General features: G+C 64.5%; 15 protein-coding genes. 4 read left to right on the top strand and 11 right to left on the bottom strand.

Annotated features, from left to right (window positions below):
• Window positions 1–59: 59 nt before the first annotated feature.
• A complete protein-coding gene (locus AC1DY9_RS20455; RefSeq protein WP_477667496.1) occupies window positions 60–968 on the top strand; it encodes a LysR family transcriptional regulator in 909 nt (302 codons plus the stop codon).
• A gap of 17 nt (window positions 969–985) precedes the next feature.
• On the opposite strand, the gene AC1DY9_RS20450 is transcribed toward AC1DY9_RS20455, so the two are convergent.
• The 3 genes from AC1DY9_RS20450 to AC1DY9_RS20440 all read right to left on the bottom strand — a co-directional run bounded on the left by AC1DY9_RS20450 (window position 986) and on the right by AC1DY9_RS20440 (window position 4,772).
• On the bottom strand, window positions 986–1,201 hold the full coding sequence (locus AC1DY9_RS20450; RefSeq protein WP_477646876.1) for a hypothetical protein: 216 nt from the start codon (window positions 1,199–1,201) through the stop codon (window positions 986–988).
• A 297-nt stretch (window positions 1,202–1,498) separates the two neighbouring features.
• Window positions 1,499–1,951, bottom strand: a complete 453-nt coding sequence (locus AC1DY9_RS20445; protein ID WP_477667495.1) for a hypothetical protein — start codon at window positions 1,949–1,951, stop codon at window positions 1,499–1,501.
• Window positions 1,952–2,183: 232 nt separating this feature from the next.
• Window positions 2,184–4,772: an ABC transporter permease gene (locus tag AC1DY9_RS20440; protein WP_477667494.1), complete on the bottom strand. Its 2,589-nt coding sequence runs from the start codon at window positions 4,770–4,772 to the stop codon at window positions 2,184–2,186.
• 193 nt (window positions 4,773–4,965) lie between these two features.
• Here AC1DY9_RS20440 and AC1DY9_RS20435 point away from each other — a divergent pair, with 193 nt between their 5' ends.
• Window positions 4,966–5,937, top strand: a complete 972-nt coding sequence (locus AC1DY9_RS20435) for a threo-3-hydroxy-L-aspartate ammonia-lyase (protein ID WP_477667493.1) — start codon at window positions 4,966–4,968, stop codon at window positions 5,935–5,937.
• Window positions 5,938–5,961: 24 nt separating this feature from the next.
• On the opposite strand, the gene AC1DY9_RS20430 is transcribed toward AC1DY9_RS20435, so the two are convergent.
• The 4 genes from AC1DY9_RS20430 to nudK all read right to left on the bottom strand — a co-directional run bounded on the left by AC1DY9_RS20430 (window position 5,962) and on the right by nudK (window position 9,509).
• Window positions 5,962–6,609 carry an ABC transporter ATP-binding protein gene (locus AC1DY9_RS20430; protein ID WP_477667492.1) on the bottom strand — a complete coding sequence of 216 codons (648 nt, stop codon included), beginning with the start codon at window positions 6,607–6,609 and terminating at the stop codon, window positions 5,962–5,964.
• The gene (gene miaA / locus AC1DY9_RS20425; protein ID WP_477667491.1) at window positions 6,606–7,580 is read right to left on the bottom strand and encodes a tRNA (adenosine(37)-N6)-dimethylallyltransferase MiaA; all 975 of its coding nucleotides are present in this window, start codon (window positions 7,578–7,580) and stop codon (window positions 6,606–6,608) included. The genes AC1DY9_RS20430 and miaA overlap by 4 nt, the downstream gene beginning before the upstream one ends.
• Window positions 7,558–8,799, bottom strand: coding sequence for a multidrug effflux MFS transporter (locus tag AC1DY9_RS20420; RefSeq protein ID WP_477667490.1), 1,242 nt, complete (start codon window positions 8,797–8,799; stop codon window positions 7,558–7,560). Before AC1DY9_RS20420 ends, miaA begins: the two co-directional genes overlap by 23 nt.
• Window positions 8,800–8,861: 62 nt before the next feature.
• Complete coding sequence (gene nudK / locus AC1DY9_RS20415; RefSeq protein WP_477667489.1) at window positions 8,862–9,509, bottom strand: GDP-mannose pyrophosphatase NudK; 648 nt, start codon at window positions 9,507–9,509, stop codon at window positions 8,862–8,864.
• Window positions 9,510–9,604: 95 nt separating this feature from the next.
• Between nudK and AC1DY9_RS20410 the strand changes: the two genes are divergently transcribed.
• Window positions 9,605–10,363, top strand: a complete 759-nt coding sequence (locus AC1DY9_RS20410) for a DeoR/GlpR family DNA-binding transcription regulator (protein ID WP_477667488.1) — start codon at window positions 9,605–9,607, stop codon at window positions 10,361–10,363.
• Window positions 10,364–10,406: 43 nt separating this feature from the next.
• On the opposite strand, the gene AC1DY9_RS20405 is transcribed toward AC1DY9_RS20410, so the two are convergent.
• The 4 genes from AC1DY9_RS20405 to mutL all read right to left on the bottom strand — a co-directional run bounded on the left by AC1DY9_RS20405 (window position 10,407) and on the right by mutL (window position 15,125).
• The gene (locus AC1DY9_RS20405) at window positions 10,407–10,766 is read right to left on the bottom strand and encodes a hypothetical protein (RefSeq protein ID WP_457278969.1); all 360 of its coding nucleotides are present in this window, start codon (window positions 10,764–10,766) and stop codon (window positions 10,407–10,409) included.
• Between the two features lie 27 nt (window positions 10,767–10,793).
• Entirely contained in the window at window positions 10,794–12,125 is a 1,332-nt protein-coding gene (locus AC1DY9_RS20400) for an ammonium transporter (protein ID WP_457278968.1), read from the bottom strand.
• 106 nt (window positions 12,126–12,231) lie between these two features.
• A complete protein-coding gene (locus tag AC1DY9_RS20395; RefSeq protein ID WP_457278967.1) occupies window positions 12,232–13,182 on the bottom strand; it encodes an alpha/beta hydrolase in 951 nt (316 codons plus the stop codon).
• 32 nt (window positions 13,183–13,214) lie between these two features.
• Window positions 13,215–15,125 carry a DNA mismatch repair endonuclease MutL gene (mutL, locus tag AC1DY9_RS20390; protein WP_477667487.1) on the bottom strand — a complete coding sequence of 637 codons (1,911 nt, stop codon included), beginning with the start codon at window positions 15,123–15,125 and terminating at the stop codon, window positions 13,215–13,217.
• Between the two features lie 138 nt (window positions 15,126–15,263).
• Here mutL and AC1DY9_RS20385 point away from each other — a divergent pair, with 138 nt between their 5' ends.
• Entirely contained in the window at window positions 15,264–15,929 is a 666-nt protein-coding gene (locus AC1DY9_RS20385) for a hypothetical protein (protein WP_477667486.1), read from the top strand.
• Window positions 15,930–15,965: the final 36 nt, after the last annotated feature.

Here is a 15,965-nt window from a genome sequence, read left to right as displayed (position 1 = left end):
CGTAGCGTTGAAGGAGCCGCCACTTTACGATTGCAAGAATACAATGTAAATTGGCAATCATGAAAACATCTATTGCAAAAACGCAATACGCTTTGACGGCGTCGGACCTGGAAACTTTGCTGGCCATGGTGCGCGGCATGACGCTGGCCGAGGCCGCGCGGCGGCTGGGCGCGGATGCGTCCACGGTGTTCCGCTCGGTGCAGCGCATCGAAAAAAACCTGGGCCAGCGCCTCTTCGAAAGGTCGCGCCTGGGCTACCTGCCCACAGAGACCATGCTGGGCCTGGTGCCGCATGCGGAGCGTGTGGAGGCCGAGCTTGAAGCCGTGCGCGCCAGCATGCAGCGGCCGCATGAAGGCGTTTCAGGCCTGGTGCGGCTGACCACGACCGACGCGGTGCTGCGCGGGCTGGTGCTGCCTTCCCTCAAGCCGCTGCTGGTGCAGCATCCACTGTTGCAGCTCGACATTCGCACCGGCAATGAACTCGTGAGCCTGAGCCGGCGTGATGCCGACCTGGCGCTGCGTGCGACACGCAAGCCGCCCGACCACCTGGTGGGCCGCAGGCTGGGCGCTGTGCGCTTTGTGGTGTGCGGATCAAAAACGCAGGCCAGGGCGGTGTCGTCCAAAAAAATCCCCTTGCTTGATGCGTTGGCGGGCTTTGACTGGATAGCGCCTGACGAATCGCTTCCGGAGCACCCCTCGGTGCTGTGGCGGCGCAAACAGTTGCCCAAAGTTATGCCGCGGCACTATGCGGACGGCATTGTGGCGGTGATGGATGCGATCAAGGCGGGGTTGGGGGTGGGCATTGTGCCGCGCTTCATGCTGGCGGGAGAGCCCGGGCTGGTGCCGCTGGGGGACACCCTGGCCGACTGCGAGTCAGACCTGTGGCTGCTGGCGCACGCGGAATCGCGCCACCTGCGGAGAATTTCCGTGGTGTATGACCACTTTGCAAACAGCATCAGGCTGGACTGATGCGATGGACTTCGACTTCAAAATGCTGAAGTCCGGAAGACGACTTCCCCGCTGGGAATGTGCACGACGCGCACTTCCTGCCGCGTGGGGTCGGCCACACTTTTCACGGCCACCGCCACAGCCAGCGAGTAGTCTGCGAAAAGATGATTCGAGCTCGACGGCAGCAGGCTGCCTTCGGCCGGATCAACGTTTTCAATGCGGTAGTCGTGCGGCGGTGCTTTAGCAGGTCTCATGATGCAAGCCCTCTCTGGTGAATGCCTCCATGGTAGGAGTTCATCCCGGCGCTGTGATGACAATCGCGCGTCAGAAACGTGACCATGAGTAAGCAAACGAAAACGCCTTTCGGCGTGGTCGCCTGCATTGGAGAAAGCTAAAGATGGGAAGGCGGCAGGTGCTGCACCATGCAGCGCGCAGGCCCTGTATTCATTGGCCAACCCGCGGAGCGCCTCGTATCAAGATGTACAGCACGATAAACAGGATGAGACGAGGCTCGCACGGGGACGCGGCCATTGCCTGGCGGGCAGCAATTCTCAGTGCAGTTCGCGCCGCGGATCGTGGTCGGAGAGCTCCAGGTTTTTCATCTCGACGGCGATGGACTTCAGCATGTCGAGTGCGGTTTCAGGCGTTTGCACAATGCCCAGCCAGCCAAACAGGTGGTGGCGCAGGAACAGCAGGATCTTGCCGGTCAGCGGGTCGCAGGCAACCCAGTGCCGCGGGCTGTAGCTGGGCTCCAGCGCACTCAATGGCGGGCAGTCCAGCGGATAGGGCGGGTCCATGTCCGCGCGCAAGCCGGCAAGGCTGGCGACGAGTTCTTCGAGTTCTTCGGCCTGCAGCCTCAGGGGCTGGTTGAGTGCCAGGGTCACGCTGCCGTCGTCATTGCGGGTGAGCTGCAAGCCGTGGGACGGCCGGGAGGAGGCATGCCGTGCGAACTTGCCTGTCGGGTTCGCGTTGGCGCCGGTCAGGGGGCTGGTGTTGGTGGTCATCGCGTTCTCCGCAGGCATTTGAAAGAGAAAAAGGGAGAGAAAAAGGGGCGTGGGAGACAAGGGCTGGCAAAAAAACCTGCGCACTTGACGGCCATCGCATGAGTCACAGTGTGATGCCGGGAGCGGCCGGATGACGTCGGAAACCGGCCTCCACGCCTGTAGGACGGTACACGGGGGCTGCCCCTTGCCCGTGGCGTATCCTTTCGCGGCAAATGCCGCAAAGGGGCAAGGCTTACCAGTCTTCTTTCACCGCCAGCACGGCGTCCCGGCCTGCGGCCGCGCGGCCCGCCAGCCAGGCCGTTACGGTGCCGGCCGCCACCACCGCGGCGCACAGCAGGGCCAGGCGCAACCAGGGCACCATCAGGTCCATGGTCCAGTGAAAGCTTTGCGGGTTCACCACGTACACCAGCACGGTCGACACCGCGAGTCCCAGGGCCAGCCCCGCAAGCGCGCCTATCACCGTCCAGGCCGCGCCTTCGCCGGCCACCACGGCCAGGATTTGCCGGCGTGTCAGCCCGAGGTGCGCCAGCAGGCCAAACTCCTTGCGGCGTGCCAGCACCTGGGCGCTGAAGCTGGCGGCCACGCCGAAAAGGCCGATGGCGATTGCCACGCCCTGCAGCCAGTAGGTGACGGCAAAACTGCGGTCAAAAATCCGGAGCGATGTGGCGCGCAGCTGGCTGACGGAGGCCAGCTCCAGCAGCGCGCCGGCGCCGGACTGCTGCTCGGCCAGGCCGCGCACGGCCTGCTGCACCTGGCTGTCGCTGGCGCCCTCCGTCAGCCACAGCGCGAGGTCGTTGGTGCGCTGGTCGCCGGTCAGGCGTTCGAAGTCCGTGTGGGCGATGGCGATGGCGCCGAACTGGCGTGCGTAGTCGCGCCAGACGCCCGCCACATAAAACACGGGCGTCCCGGATCCCACCTTGCTTGCTATCAAATCAGGAGCTGCTCGCGCTCGTCCTGATTGGGCTAGAGCCATAAAAGCTTGTGAAAGTGGGCGAAAAACGGTGCCTGGGCGTGCCCCGTACAGGTCCACCATCGGCTCGCTCACATAGATGCCAATGTGCCCGGGCGGCACCGGCAGCGCCTGGCCCACCAGCGGCAGTGCGGTGGCCGGGTTGTCCAGCGGGCGGGCGATCAGGGTGACGCTGGGCCTGGCGGTATCCAGCAGCAGCTGCGTGGTGCGCAGGCTGCCCACCCGCGCCACGCCGGGCAGGCGGCCCAGCGCGTCGACAAACTCCGGAGAGAAGTACGCCGTGTCGCTGGCGGAGGTTCCCAGCGCCGTGCGCACATACAGGTCGGCCGGCAGCACCACGTCCAGCCAGTGCGTGACCGACTCGCGAAAGCTGGTCACCATCACCGTGAGCGCCACGGCCAGGCTCAGCGATGCCACCACGCCGCTCACGGCCACCGCGGCGCTTTCGCGCACGCGGCGCGCGCGCTCCACAGCCAGCAGCGGTAGCAGCCGGTGAGCCACCCGGGGGCTGAGCCGGTTGTAGATCAGCGAAATCAGCCAGGGCAAGGCGGTGATGCCGCCGACCAGCAGCAGGCCTACCGACACGTAAGCCGCCAATGGAATGCCAAATAGCGGTGGAACCAGCGCCAGTAGAGCGCCAGCAGCTATCAAAATGATACTGAACCAGTGGCCGCCGCCGGTGCCTGCCGCAGCGCCGAGGCCCTTGAGGGTTTGCGCGGGCGGCAGTTTTTGCGCCGCACGAGCCGGCCACCATCCTCCCACCCCGGCGGCAGCAATTCCCAGCGCACCGTAAGTGAGTGCGGCCCAGCCGTTCCATTGCAGGGTAGGTGCGACGCCGGAAAAGTAGCCGCCCCCCAGGTCCCCGCCCAGCAGCCGCAGCGCCAGCGCAGCCAGGCCGGAGCCCAGCGCGATGCCCAGCACGCTGCCGGCCACGCCCAGCAGCAGCGACTCGGCCAGCACCAGCTGCAGGCGTTCACGGCCGGTCAGGCCCAGCACGCCCAGCAGCGCGAATTGCTGCGCGCGTTTGGCCACACTCAGCGAGAGCACCGAAAACACCAGGAAGGCGCCTGTGAACAAGGCCACCAATGCCAGCACCGTCAGGTTGACGCGGTAGGCGCGCGACAGGTTGCTGACGCGTTCGGCCGCATCGCCCGGCGCCGTGGCGGTGATGTTGGACGGCAGCTGCAGCGACTCGATCACACGGCGCGCATCGGCGCCGGCGCTGAGCCTGAGGTCGATGCGCGAGAGTTGTCCGGCCTTGCCGAAGAGTTCTTGCGCGGCGGCAATGTCCATCACGGCCAGGGGCCCGCCACCGGCGCCGACGCTGCCGGCCACAGAAACCCTGCGCAGTTCAAGGCCGCTTTGCAGGCGCAACTCCGGCGAGTGCAATGCTTGCTGCGCGGCGGGGTTCAAGAACACCTTGCCAGGCGCAAACAGGGCGAAGCGTCCCGCGTCGGAAGACGGCACCGGCATCAGCGACGGCGCGATGGCGGCCACCGCCAGCGCGTCGACGCCGATGATGCGCAGCGGCAGGCGGCCGGTGGGGGAGGTGTCGTCCAGCGCATACGTGCTGATTTCAAGCACCGGGCTGGCCAGCGCGACTTGCGGATGGTTGGCCACGCGCGCGTACACCGCCTCGTCAAAGCTGCCCTGCACGGCACGCAGCTCCAGGTCGGGTTGACCGTTGACCGCGCGCACCGCCTGTGAGAACTCACTGAGTGCCGACGCATTGATGAGCTGTACGGAAAACGCCAATGCCACGCCCAGCATCACAGCCACCACGGCGGCGGCGTTGCGCCAGGGGTGGTGTTGCAGTTCCCGCCAGGAGAAACTTGAAAGCAGGGCGCGCATGCGCTCATTGTGCCTTTCAGCGCCGCGGCGAAACCTGCTCGCAGCAATTGAACGAATCAGCCATCTGTATCGGTACAGAATCGGGCTTTCTGGCTCTGCCCAGAAAATGCCTCGTCATTTAAGCTTGCAGTCTCTTTTGGATGCCTCCCCGGATCTTTCTGAGTTTCTACCCCGGAATGAAAGCGTATTCACCATGCAACTCCCTACCTACGACGACGTCACCGCCGCTGCCGCGCGGCTTGAAGGCCATGCGCACCGCACGCCCGTGTTGCGGTCCAGTACGGCCGATGCCCGCTGGGGCGCGAATTTCTTTTTCAAATGTGAAAACTTCCAGCGCATGGGCGCTTTCAAGTTTCGCGGCGCCTTCAATGCGCTGTCAAAGTTCGACGCGGCGCAGCGCCGGACTGGTGCCATCGCGTTTTCGTCGGGCAACCATGCACAGGCGATGGCGCTTTCAGCGCGCCTGCTCGGTATGCCCGTGGTCATCGTGATGCCCAAAGATGCACCCGCTGCCAAGCTGGCCGCCACGCGGGGCTATGGCGCGGAAGTGGTGCTGTACGACCGTTTCACCGAAGACCGCGAGGCGCTGACGAAACGGCTCGCCACCGAACGCGGCATGACCTTGATCCCGCCTTATGACCACCCCGACGTGATTGCCGGGCAGGGTACGGCAGCGAAAGAGCTGATCGAAGAAACCGGCCCGCTGGACCGTCTCTACATATGTCTGGGCGGCGGCGGGCTTACCAGCGGTTCGGCGCTTGCAGCCCGCGCCCTGTCGCCGCAGTGCAAGGTCTATGGTGTCGAGCCTGAAGCGGGTAACGACGGCCAGCAGTCGCTGCGCGCAGGCCGCATTGTGCATATTGAAACGCCAAAAACCATTGCGGACGGCGCACAAACCCAGTACCTGGGCGATTACACCTTTGCCATCATCCGGCGCGATGTGGACGACATCCTCACCGTCAGCGATGCGCAGCTGGTCGAGTCCATGCGCTTTTTTGCCGAGCGCATGAAGATGGTGGTGGAGCCTACTGGTTGCCTGGCGTTTGCCGGGGCGTGCGCCGCGCTGCAGGCCAACCCGCCGGCTGCCGGCGAAAAGGTGGGCGTCATCATCAGCGGCGGAAATGTTGATTTGAAGCGCTACGCGGAACTGCTCGCCCAGCCTTGACGCCCTGAATGCGAGGAGCGCAGCTTAGGGAAGAATCCCGTCTGCGTTTAAATGCAGCCGGCGGTCTGCGCGTGCGGCCGCGGCTTCGGAATGGGTGACCAGCACCAGTGACGCGCCGTGCTCGCGGGTCTGGGCAATCAGCGCATCCATTACTTTGGCGGCCGTCGTTGGGTCCAGGTTGCCGGTGGGTTCGTCGGCCAGCAGCAGGCTGGGCCGGTGCACCAGGGCGCGGGCAATCGCCACGCGCTGCAGCTGGCCGCCGCTGAGCTGTTGGGGCAAACGCCCGCCCATGCCCGACAGGCCGACCGCATCCAGCAGTGACTGCACGCGCGCGTCGTCCGGCTCGCCGAGCAGCAGCAATGGCAGGGCGACGTTTTGCGCGACATCCAGGTGCGGCAGCACATGAAAGGCCTGAAACACAAAACCCACATGGCGCCGCCGCAGCAGCGCACGCTGGTCATCAGTCATGGCGCCCAGGTCCTGGCCGTTCAGCAGTACCGTGCCTTCGTCCCAGGTATCGAGCCCGGCCATGCAGTTGAGCAGCGTTGATTTGCCGACGCCTGATTCGCCGATGATGGCGACGAATTCGCCGGGCTCAACATCCAGCGTGACATGGCTGAACACGGCAGTTGTGCCGTAGCGTTTGGCGAGGTCCCTGAGTTGAAGGCTCACGTTATCTGCCTCACGGAAGCGTCAACCAGCGCAAGCACCTGCTGCAACGCATCGGCCGCATCGCAGGCCACGACCTGGCGCTGCGGCATGGAGCGCAGCCAGGTGATCTGGCGCTTGGCCAGCTGGCGCGTGGCGAAAATGCCTTTGTCGCGCAGCTCGGCCAGCGGGTAGTTGCCATCCAGTGCTTCCCATGCCTGGCGGTAGCCGACGCAGCGCATCGAAGGCAGGTCGGGGGTGAGGTCGCCGCGTGCGCGCAAGGCTTTCACTTCGTCCATCAACCCGCCGGCCAGCATGGCGTCGAAGCGTTGGGCAATGCGCTCGTGCAGCCAGCTTCGGTCTTGCGGTTCAAGGGAAATAAGGGCTGTAGCCATTGATGGCTGTGCGCCAGCAGCTATGTTTTTTGTAGCGTTTTGCTGATGAAAGGATGACAGCGGCTGGCCTGACACGCGGAAAACCTCCAGCGCACGCGAGATGCGCTGCGAATCGTTCGGTGCGAGCCGGGCGGCCGTGACCGGGTCCACCCGGGCCAGTTCGGCATGCAGCGCCGGCCAGCCGTTGGCGGCTGCTTCGTCGGCAATCAGGGCGCGCGTGGCGGGGTCGGCCCTGGGCATGTCGTCCAGCCCGTCGAACAGCGCCTTGAAGTACAGCATGGTGCCGCCCACCAGCAGCGGCAGTTTGCCGCGTGCGCGGATGTCTTCCATCAGCCGGTTGGCATCGGCCACAAACTCGGCCGCGCTGTAGGCGTGCAGCGGATCGCGGATGTCGATCAGGTGGTGCGGCACAGCGGCCAGCTCGGCCGGTGTGGGCTTGGCGGTGCCGATGTCCATGCCGCGATAGACCAGGGCGGAATCGACGCTGATGATTTCCACTGCGTGGCGCTGCGCGATGGCCATGGCGGCGGCGGTTTTGCCGGAGGCCGTCGGCCCGGCCAGCGCGATGCCGCGCATGTCAGGCCCTGGCTGCGGCCTCATGGGCAGGCTCTCCGTATTTCTGGATCACGGTCCAGGCCGTGGCGGCGATCAGTACGCTCCAGAACCAGACGCCGTTGGTCAGCGGCCGCACCGTGCCGTCCATGTGGGTTCCCAGCCAGCCGCCCATGCCGAAGGCTACGACCATCATCAGAAAACCGTTGAGGGCCGAGGCAGCGCCCGCCGCCTGGGGGAAGGGGCCTACCGCGCCGCTCTGCCCGCAGGGCTGGTGCACGCCATGCCCCAGCATGAACAGGTAGTAGGGCAGCATGATGGCCCAGACGTTCTGGATGCCGGCCCAGGCCAGCACGCCCATCAAGGTTCCGCCGGCCAGCGTGAGGCACGCGGCCACAGCCACCGAGCGCCGCACGCCAAAGCGTGGCAGCAGCCGACGGCAGATGAAAGTGCCGGTGAGGTAGCAAAAACACATCGAAAACATGATGAGGCCGTAATGTGTTTTGGTCAGGCCCAGCACCTTGATAAACACGAACGACGAGGTGGCCAGAAAAGTGAAGAGGCCGCCGTAGGAGGCCGCGGTCAACACCGAAAACGCCAGGAACGTGGGGTTGCGAAGAATATGGACCCAGGTGCGCAGCAGTGTGGCTGGCTGCAGCGCACGCGGGTTTTTCTGTGCCAGGGTTTCTTCAAACCGCAGCAAGACGAGGGCCAGCGTGGCCGCGCCGAACACGGCCAGTGCCATCAGGGCCATGCGCCAGCCGAAAAGCTCGGACAGCAGGCCGCCCAGTGGTGCACTGATACAGGCCAGCACGCCCAGGCCGCTCAAGCCCTTGGACATGGCGCGGGCGCCTTCAAGCGGCTGGTACAGGTCGCGCACAATGGCGCGCGCGCACATCACTGCCGCGCCCATGGCGGCGCCCTGCACGATGCGCCAGGTGATCAGCAGCGTCATCGACGATGCGAGCGTGCTGCCGACGGAGGCGAGGGTGTAGGCGCACAGACCCCAGAGCAGGATGGGACGGCGGCCGAAGCGGTCAGACAGCGGGCCCCAGATCAGCTGGGAGGTGCCGAAGGCCAGCAGCAGGGCGCTGAGCGTGAGTTGGGCCTGCGACATCGGCGCGCCGAAGCCTTCGGTCAATGCGGGCAGGGCGGGCAGGTAGAGGTCGGTCGTGACCGGCTGGATGCCCAGCAGCATCGACAGCACCAGCACGACCATGCCGGGCGACATGGCAGGCGCCGCGGTCTTCGAAACAGGAACATCCATTGAGCTGAGCGTATCAGACAAACGCTGGCGTGGCTCCGCGGAGCGGCCGTCTCCAGAATGGCTCAGGACCCGGAAGAAGAGAACGGAGGGCGCAGGGGGAGCAGGCGGTCCAGGCCGGTGATTTTTGCATGCTGCAGCAGCATGATGGTCTTGGCGTCTTCAATGGCGCCGCTGCGCACCATGGCCAGCGCGTCTTCCAGCAACAGCTCGATCACCTCAATGTCTTCGCCTTCATTGACGATGCCGCCGCCTTCCCCGGTGCGGTCCGAGCTTTCGTAGGAGGCCACGAAGAAGTGCAGCTTTTCAGTGACCGAGCCCGGGCTCATGTAAGCCTCGAACACCTTGTGCGGTGCCTGGATGCGGAACCCGGTTTCTTCGGCTGCTTCGCGGCGGATGCAGGTCTCGGGGTCGTCGCCATCGAGCAGTCCGGCGCAGGCCTCAATGAGCATGCCGTCGGCGCAACCATTGACCCAGGCCGGCAGCCGGAACTGCCTTGTCAGCACCACGGTTTGCCGCCGGACGTTGACAAGAAGGATCGCTGCGCCGTTGCCGCGGTCGTAGACCTCGCGTGTCTGCTGCTGCCACGTGCCGCCGCGGCGGCGCAACTCGATGGTGAGTTTGCGCAACACATACCAGTTGTCGGACAGGCGTTCATCGCCGAGCACGCGCACGTGTTGTGCGGGCGGTGGAGTCAGGAAGGAAGGGCGCATTCGGGTTGGTTGATTTCGTGTAATATCGTGCATTATCATGAAATTTCGTGCAATGTCCAGTTCCAGACCGCACAAGAGACCGGAGCCGAAACCCGATGCTGACCAGCCAACGCAAACACCTGCTGCTGACGCGCCTTGACCGTGACGGGCAACTGGTTGCCAAAGCCGTCAGCCAGGAATTGGGTATTTCGGAAGACACCATCCGGCGCGACCTTCGCGAGCTGGCCCAGGCAGGCAAGCTCCAGCGTGTCCATGGCGGGGCCTTGCCTGCTTCGCCGGCCGTCGGTAATGTGGCTGTGCGTGAGCAGATTGCGCCGCTGGACAAGCAGGCCATCGGCCAGGTGGCGGCGGCCATGGTCCTGCCCGGGCAGGTGGTGATCATTGACGGCGGCACCACAGCGTTGCAGATGGCGCGGCACCTGAGTGAAGACCTCCATGCGACGGTGTTTACCCACAGCCCGGCGGTTGCCCTAGAACTGGCGCGTTGTCCCCACATCGTGATTCAGCTGCTTGGCGGGCGGCTTTTCCGGCACTCCATGGTGGCCATGGGGGCCGAGTTGATGGAGCAGCTCTCGCGCTTGCGGGCGGATGTGTTTTTCATGGGGGCGACCGGCGTGCATGCGTCGGCGGGCGTGACCACGGGAGATTCCGAAGAAGCCGCCGTCAAGCGGGCACTGCACCGCTGTGCCTCGGAGACAGTGCTGCTGGCATCGGGCGAAAAACTTGGCGCGGCCTCGGCCTGCCGCATCATGGCGTTGGCCGATGTGTCGGCGGTGGTGGTTCACAGGGGCACGCAAGCAGCGTGGATCAGCAGCGCCAGACGTGCCGGCGTGCGCGTGGTGAGGGCCGGCTGATCAAGCCTGGGGTATCAGGGCGCTGTCGGGGCGGCCAGGCTGTTCAGCGCAGGCCCGACTTGTACCGGGCGATGGCCTTGGCCCGCAGGTCTTCGCTGATTTCTGTTTCGCTTGCGGCGGGAGCGGCAGCCACTACGGCGGGCGATGCTGCGGACGCTGACAGCAACGGTTCGCTGCCGCTGCGGGGTCCGAAAATCTTGGTCTGCGCATAGGCCGCGTAGCTGCGCAGGCGCTCGTCCTTGCTGTTGAGCGCTTCCTGAATTACCTCAGTGGCGTACGGCAGGTCGTGCAGGAATTGATGGACATTCAGTGAACGGCCGAACTCCCGCTTCATGGGAATGACCATCCGCACCGCGTAGGCCATGAGATCGGAGTCGTCAGGCGGTGTCATGGTTAACAGCATGGTTTACGTGTCTTGATGGGTGGGAACTCAAGCACCTGAAATCATCTCGCCGTGCTGGGCAAGGTCAAGGCCCAGTTCTTCCTCTGCCGCGGTGACGCGAAGGCCTGCCAGGGGTTTGACCACCAGCAAAATCAGCCAGGTCGCGACGCCTGCGTAAGCTGCAACGGCGCAGGCTCCCACGAGGTTGGTAAACACGGTGGCGGTCACGGGTGCAATTTCCTTGAGCGCAAAGACCGGGGTCAGGACCGTGCCGATGATGCCGCCCACGCCATGCAGGGCAAATACGTCAAGCGAGTCGTCAATTCCTGTGGCACGCTTGAAGCGGGTCACGGCCAGGAAGCAGCCGACGCCGCCCGCAAAGCCCAAGACCGATGCGCCCATGACGCCGACAAAACCGGACGCCGGCGTGATGGCGACGAGGCCGGCAATGGCGCCTGTTGCCATGCCCAGCACGCTGAACTTGCCGCGCTGGACATATTCGCAAATGCCCCACATGAACGCGCCGACGCAAGCTGCCACCTGGGTGGCCAGCAGGGCGCCCACGGCGCGTGAACTCGCCTCAAAGGCCGAACCGGCATTGAAGCCGAACCAGCCCGCCCACAAGAGCCCGGCGCCGATGATGGATATCAAGAGGTTGTGCGGCACCATGGGTTCGGTTCCGAAGCCTTTGCGCGGACCCACGACCTTGGCCGCCACCAGGCCGCTGAAGCCGGCCGCGATGTGCACCACCGTGCCGCCCGCAAAGTCCATATGCCCCATGCTGGCGAGCCAGCCGGTGGGTTGCCAGATCCAGTGCGCCACAGGGGCGTATACCAGGATGGTCCAGAAGGCCGCAAAGAAAATGGTGGCGCTCAGGCGCATGCGCTCCACGGTGGCGCCGATGATCAGTGCGAAGGTGATGATGGCGAATGCCAGCTGGAACAGGAAGAAAGCGGATTCCGGCACGGAAGGCGCTGAAACGTGCGCGCCGACTTTTGCGCCCAATAGTCCTTCGCTTAGCGCGCGGCTCATGTCGCCGATCCAGGGGTTGCCGGGCGTGAAGGCCAGTGAATAGGCAATGCCCGCCCAAACCAGCGTGACAACCGTGGTGGCCGCAAAAGTGTGCGCCACGATGGAGAGCGCATTTTTGGCCCGCATCATGCCGCTGTAGAACAGCATGATGCCGGGAATGGTCATCAAAAGCACCAGCACGGTCGAGATGAGCATCCAGGCGGTGTCCGCGCCATTGAATTTCGCAACGGCAGGCGCCGCGGCAGCGGCGGCGGTCTGGGCGTGGAGAGGGGTAGATGCCAGCAGCGCCAGCGCAGGGGCCAGCAAAGTGAAGGCAGACGACCTGCGGGTAACCAGGACTTGGCTCATACATTCCCCTCTCGTTGTTTCAGCTGTTATCAGCTGCTATGCGGTACGGGGAATGTTACATCCGGCTACATGTATTGGGTAAGTAAAAAATACCCGTTTTTGGGCATTATTCCTTGTTCTGTAGCATTTCGGCTTGTTTTGGGGCGCGTTTGCCGCCAGCCACCTGCAATGCCTCATTGTGCGCACCGTCAGCAAGGCTCCTGTCCATCCGAAACAGCTGTGCCAGCGCTTGTCGGTACTGGGGCTGGCCGACCAGGTTGGTGTCGTGGTGCGAGCCACCCGGCACCAGCAAGAAGAGCTTGGGCTGCGCTGCAGCGTCATAAAGCTTGCGCCCCAGGTCCGGCAGGATCAGGCGGTCTTCGCCGCCATGCACCACCAGCAGGGGGGAGCCGATCTTGCCGACTTTTCGGACGGCCTCGAAACGCTGGGTGATGAGCAGCGACACCGGCATCCAGCCCCACTGGGACGTACTCACGACATCGGCGATGGAAGTGAATGTGCTTTCGACAATCGTGCCGCTTTCATCGGCCACCTCCGTGGCCAGGTTGATGGCAATCGGCCCGCCCAGCGAGTGTCCGAAGATGTAACGGGGACGGTCGGGGTACTTTTTGGCCAGCCAGTCCCAGGCGGCGCGGGCGTCTTCGTAGGCCGATGTTTCCGACGGCAGTTCGTAGGTGCTTTTACCAAAACCGCGGTAGTCGATCCCCAGGACCGAGAAGCCGAGCTCCTGCATGCGGCGCATGCGCGGCGCGGAGCCGGTGACGTTGTAACGCGCGCCATGCAGGTACAGCAGCACGGGGGTTTTGCTTGCGGCATCCGACTCGTCTGCCGGCAGCCACAGGCCGTGCAGGCGGACGGGGTGGTCGCCGCCACTGCCGCTGGCGGCGTTGAAGTCAATCCAGACGTCTTCCATTCCCACCGCGGCGGCTGCAGCCCCGCCCCAGGTGCGGTCGCTGGGCTGAAAGATCCAGGCTCGCTGCTTTTCGTCAAGGGTGGCACAGCCCGCCAGCAACGCCAGCGTCATCAGGAAGGAAGTAAAGAGGTGCCAGCGTTTCATGCAAGTGAATGATTCGCCGGGCGCCGGAAAGTTCAGCGTCCGCGCATGAAGAGCGTGTCAAGCTCCCGGATGCTGACCTGCCGCCAGGTGGGCCGCCCGTGGTTGCACTGGTCGGAGCGCTCAGTGGCTTCCATCTGGCGCAGCAGGGCGTTCATTTCGTCGAGCGTGAGCTTGCGGTTGGCGCGCACGGCGCCGTGGCAGGCCATGGTGGACAGCAACTCGTTCCGGGCCCGCTGTATGACGGTGCTGGCGTCGTGCTGGGCCAGTTCGGCCAGCACGCTGCGGGCCAGTTCCACCGCATCGCCCTGCGCCAGGCTGGTGGGCACGGCGCGCACCGCCAGGGTTTTGGGCGAAAAAGGCGTGATTTCCAGGCCCAGCGTTGCCAATGCCTGGGCGTTGGCCTCGGCCGTGGCCACTTCCTGGGGGCTGGCGGCAAAGGTGGCCGGAATCAGCAGCGGCTGGCTGATGATGCTGGCGCCATCGGCACCGTCCATCTGGGTTTTCAGGCGTTCATAGACGATGCGCTCGTGGGCAGCGTGCATGTCCACAATGACAAGGCCCTGGGTGTTTTCGGCCAGCACGTAGATGCCCTGCAGCTGGGCGATGGCGCGGCCCAGCGGCCAGTCGCCGGAGGGCAGGGCGCTTGCGCCTTCAGGCACGCCCGCCATGCCATTTCCGACCGGGGGAATGGTGACGTACAGGGCATCCTCGCCAGATTCCCGCTGGCTGGGCGCGACGGCTTGCGATGACGGCCACATGGCGTCAAAGTCGGAGGCCCTGTGACCGCCGTTTGCTACAAAATTGATAGCTGGTTGCGCCCATCCCTGTTGCGCAAAAGCCTTGTTTTGCTCAAGAAATCCGGTGGGCGTGACAGCAGCGTCTTCCGCGCCTGCCTGGGCAGCTGCCGTGGAGCGCGGGATGGCCAGCGCGTTTTCGGTGGCGTGGCGCACCGCCTGGTGCACCTCACGGCTGTCGCGAAAACGCACTTCGATCTTGGTCGGGTGCACGTTCACGTCCACGCGGGACGGATCGATCTCGACATACAGCGCATAGACCGGCTGGCGGTGGCCATGCAGCACGTCTTCATAGGCGCTGCGCGCGGCGTGGGTCAGCACCTTGTCGCGTACGTAACGGCCGTTGACATACGCGAACTGCTGGTCGGCGCGCGAGCGGGCGGCATCCGGAATGCCGGCGACGCCCCAGACGCGCACGGCGGGCAGGCCGTCGGCGCGGCGCGCTGAACTCTCATAGCTGACGGTCACGGACTGCTCGACAAATTCGCTGCCCAGCACATCGGCCAGGCGCTGCTGGTGGGCGTTGTCGCCTGTCGCCGCGCGCCATTGTTCGACCAGCTTGCCTTCGTGCCAGATCGCAAAACCCACATCGGGCCGCACCAGTGCATGGCGGCGTACGGCTTCGATGCAGTGGGCCAGTTCGGTGGCATCGGTCTTCAGGAATTTGCGGCGCGCGGGCGTGGCGTAAAACAGCTCCCGCACTTCCACGCTGGTGCCACGGTTGCGCGCGGCGGGCTTCAGTTCGCCGGTGCGGCCGTCAAGCTGCCATGCGTGTTCATCCGCGGCGGTTCTGGACAGCAGGCTCATGTCGGCGATCGAATTGATCGCCGCCAGCGCCTCGCCCCGAAAACCCATGGTGCCGACGGCTTCCAGGTCTTGCAATGAGGCAATCTTGCTGGTGGCATGGCGCCTCAGGGCGACGGGAAGTTCTTCGCGCGGGATGCCGAAGCCGTCGTCTTCGACCACGATGAGCCGTACGCCGCCGGCCAGCAGCCGCACAGTCACTTGCGTGGCGCCGGCGTCCAGCGCGTTGTCCACCAGCTCGCGCACGACGGACGCTGGGCGCTCCACCACTTCGCCGGCCGCGATCTGGCTGATCAATTCATCGGGAAGTTCGCGGATCGGGCGGCGGGCAGGAAGAGGGGTCATTGCTACTGATTTTACGGGTTGGGCTTTTTGGAGTGAGGAAGCAACAAGTCCGGCAACTGCCCCTTTTCCGGATCTTGTAAGATTTTGTTGCGACAACCATCATGGTTCCGATTTATTTTATTGATGTAAGGGAATCCCATGCGATTGAAAGCCCAAGCTTCTTCCTTGATCTTCGCCCTTTTTCTTGCCGGTATGGCGCAAGCGCAGGTGCAAACACCCAAGGTGCCCGTGTGCATACAGGATGAAAGCATCAAGGAGCGGTTTTTGCCAGTCGAACTTCTCACCGGCAACCCCATGACAGATAGCCGGGAACTGGTATTTGCAGCGGTTGATCGGGTGTATCCGTTTGTCGACGAGTTACCCGATGGTTCTGTGGGCAAGGCAGACGTGACACTCAAAGGACCCATGCAGTGGGAAGGCCAGGGCGGTACTGTCTACGAAATCTACGAACGCAAGGTCCCGCGTGCGCACGAGCGTTTTGCGCTGACGCCCGACCGTACCGCCATTGGCCGGGTGTATGACCAGCGTTTTGGCAACGCGACCAACGAGGGGAAGTTTCCGGTGGGCATGTGGTCGCAGGGCCAGGTACGCCGCTACAACACCACTTATTTTTCACCGAGAGGCACGCGCAACGAAGTGACGTCCGTCGAGATTGAAAAGCTTTCATGCGTGTATGACGGCACACCCGGTGCCGTGCAGTATGGCTGGAAAACCGGTTCGGGGACGAGCTACGGCTATATCTATGCGCCTGGCAAGGGTCTGGTACATGTCATGACGCGGGTCAGCGGCAACAGTGGCCGCTGAGGCCGGTACGCGGCGGGCGCGGGTTTCATACCTGTC

Source organism: Polaromonas sp. P1_F6 (genome assembly GCF_056405695.1).
The sequence above is the reverse complement of the archived record's forward strand: the minus strand, read 5'-3'. Positions and strand labels throughout refer to the sequence as shown.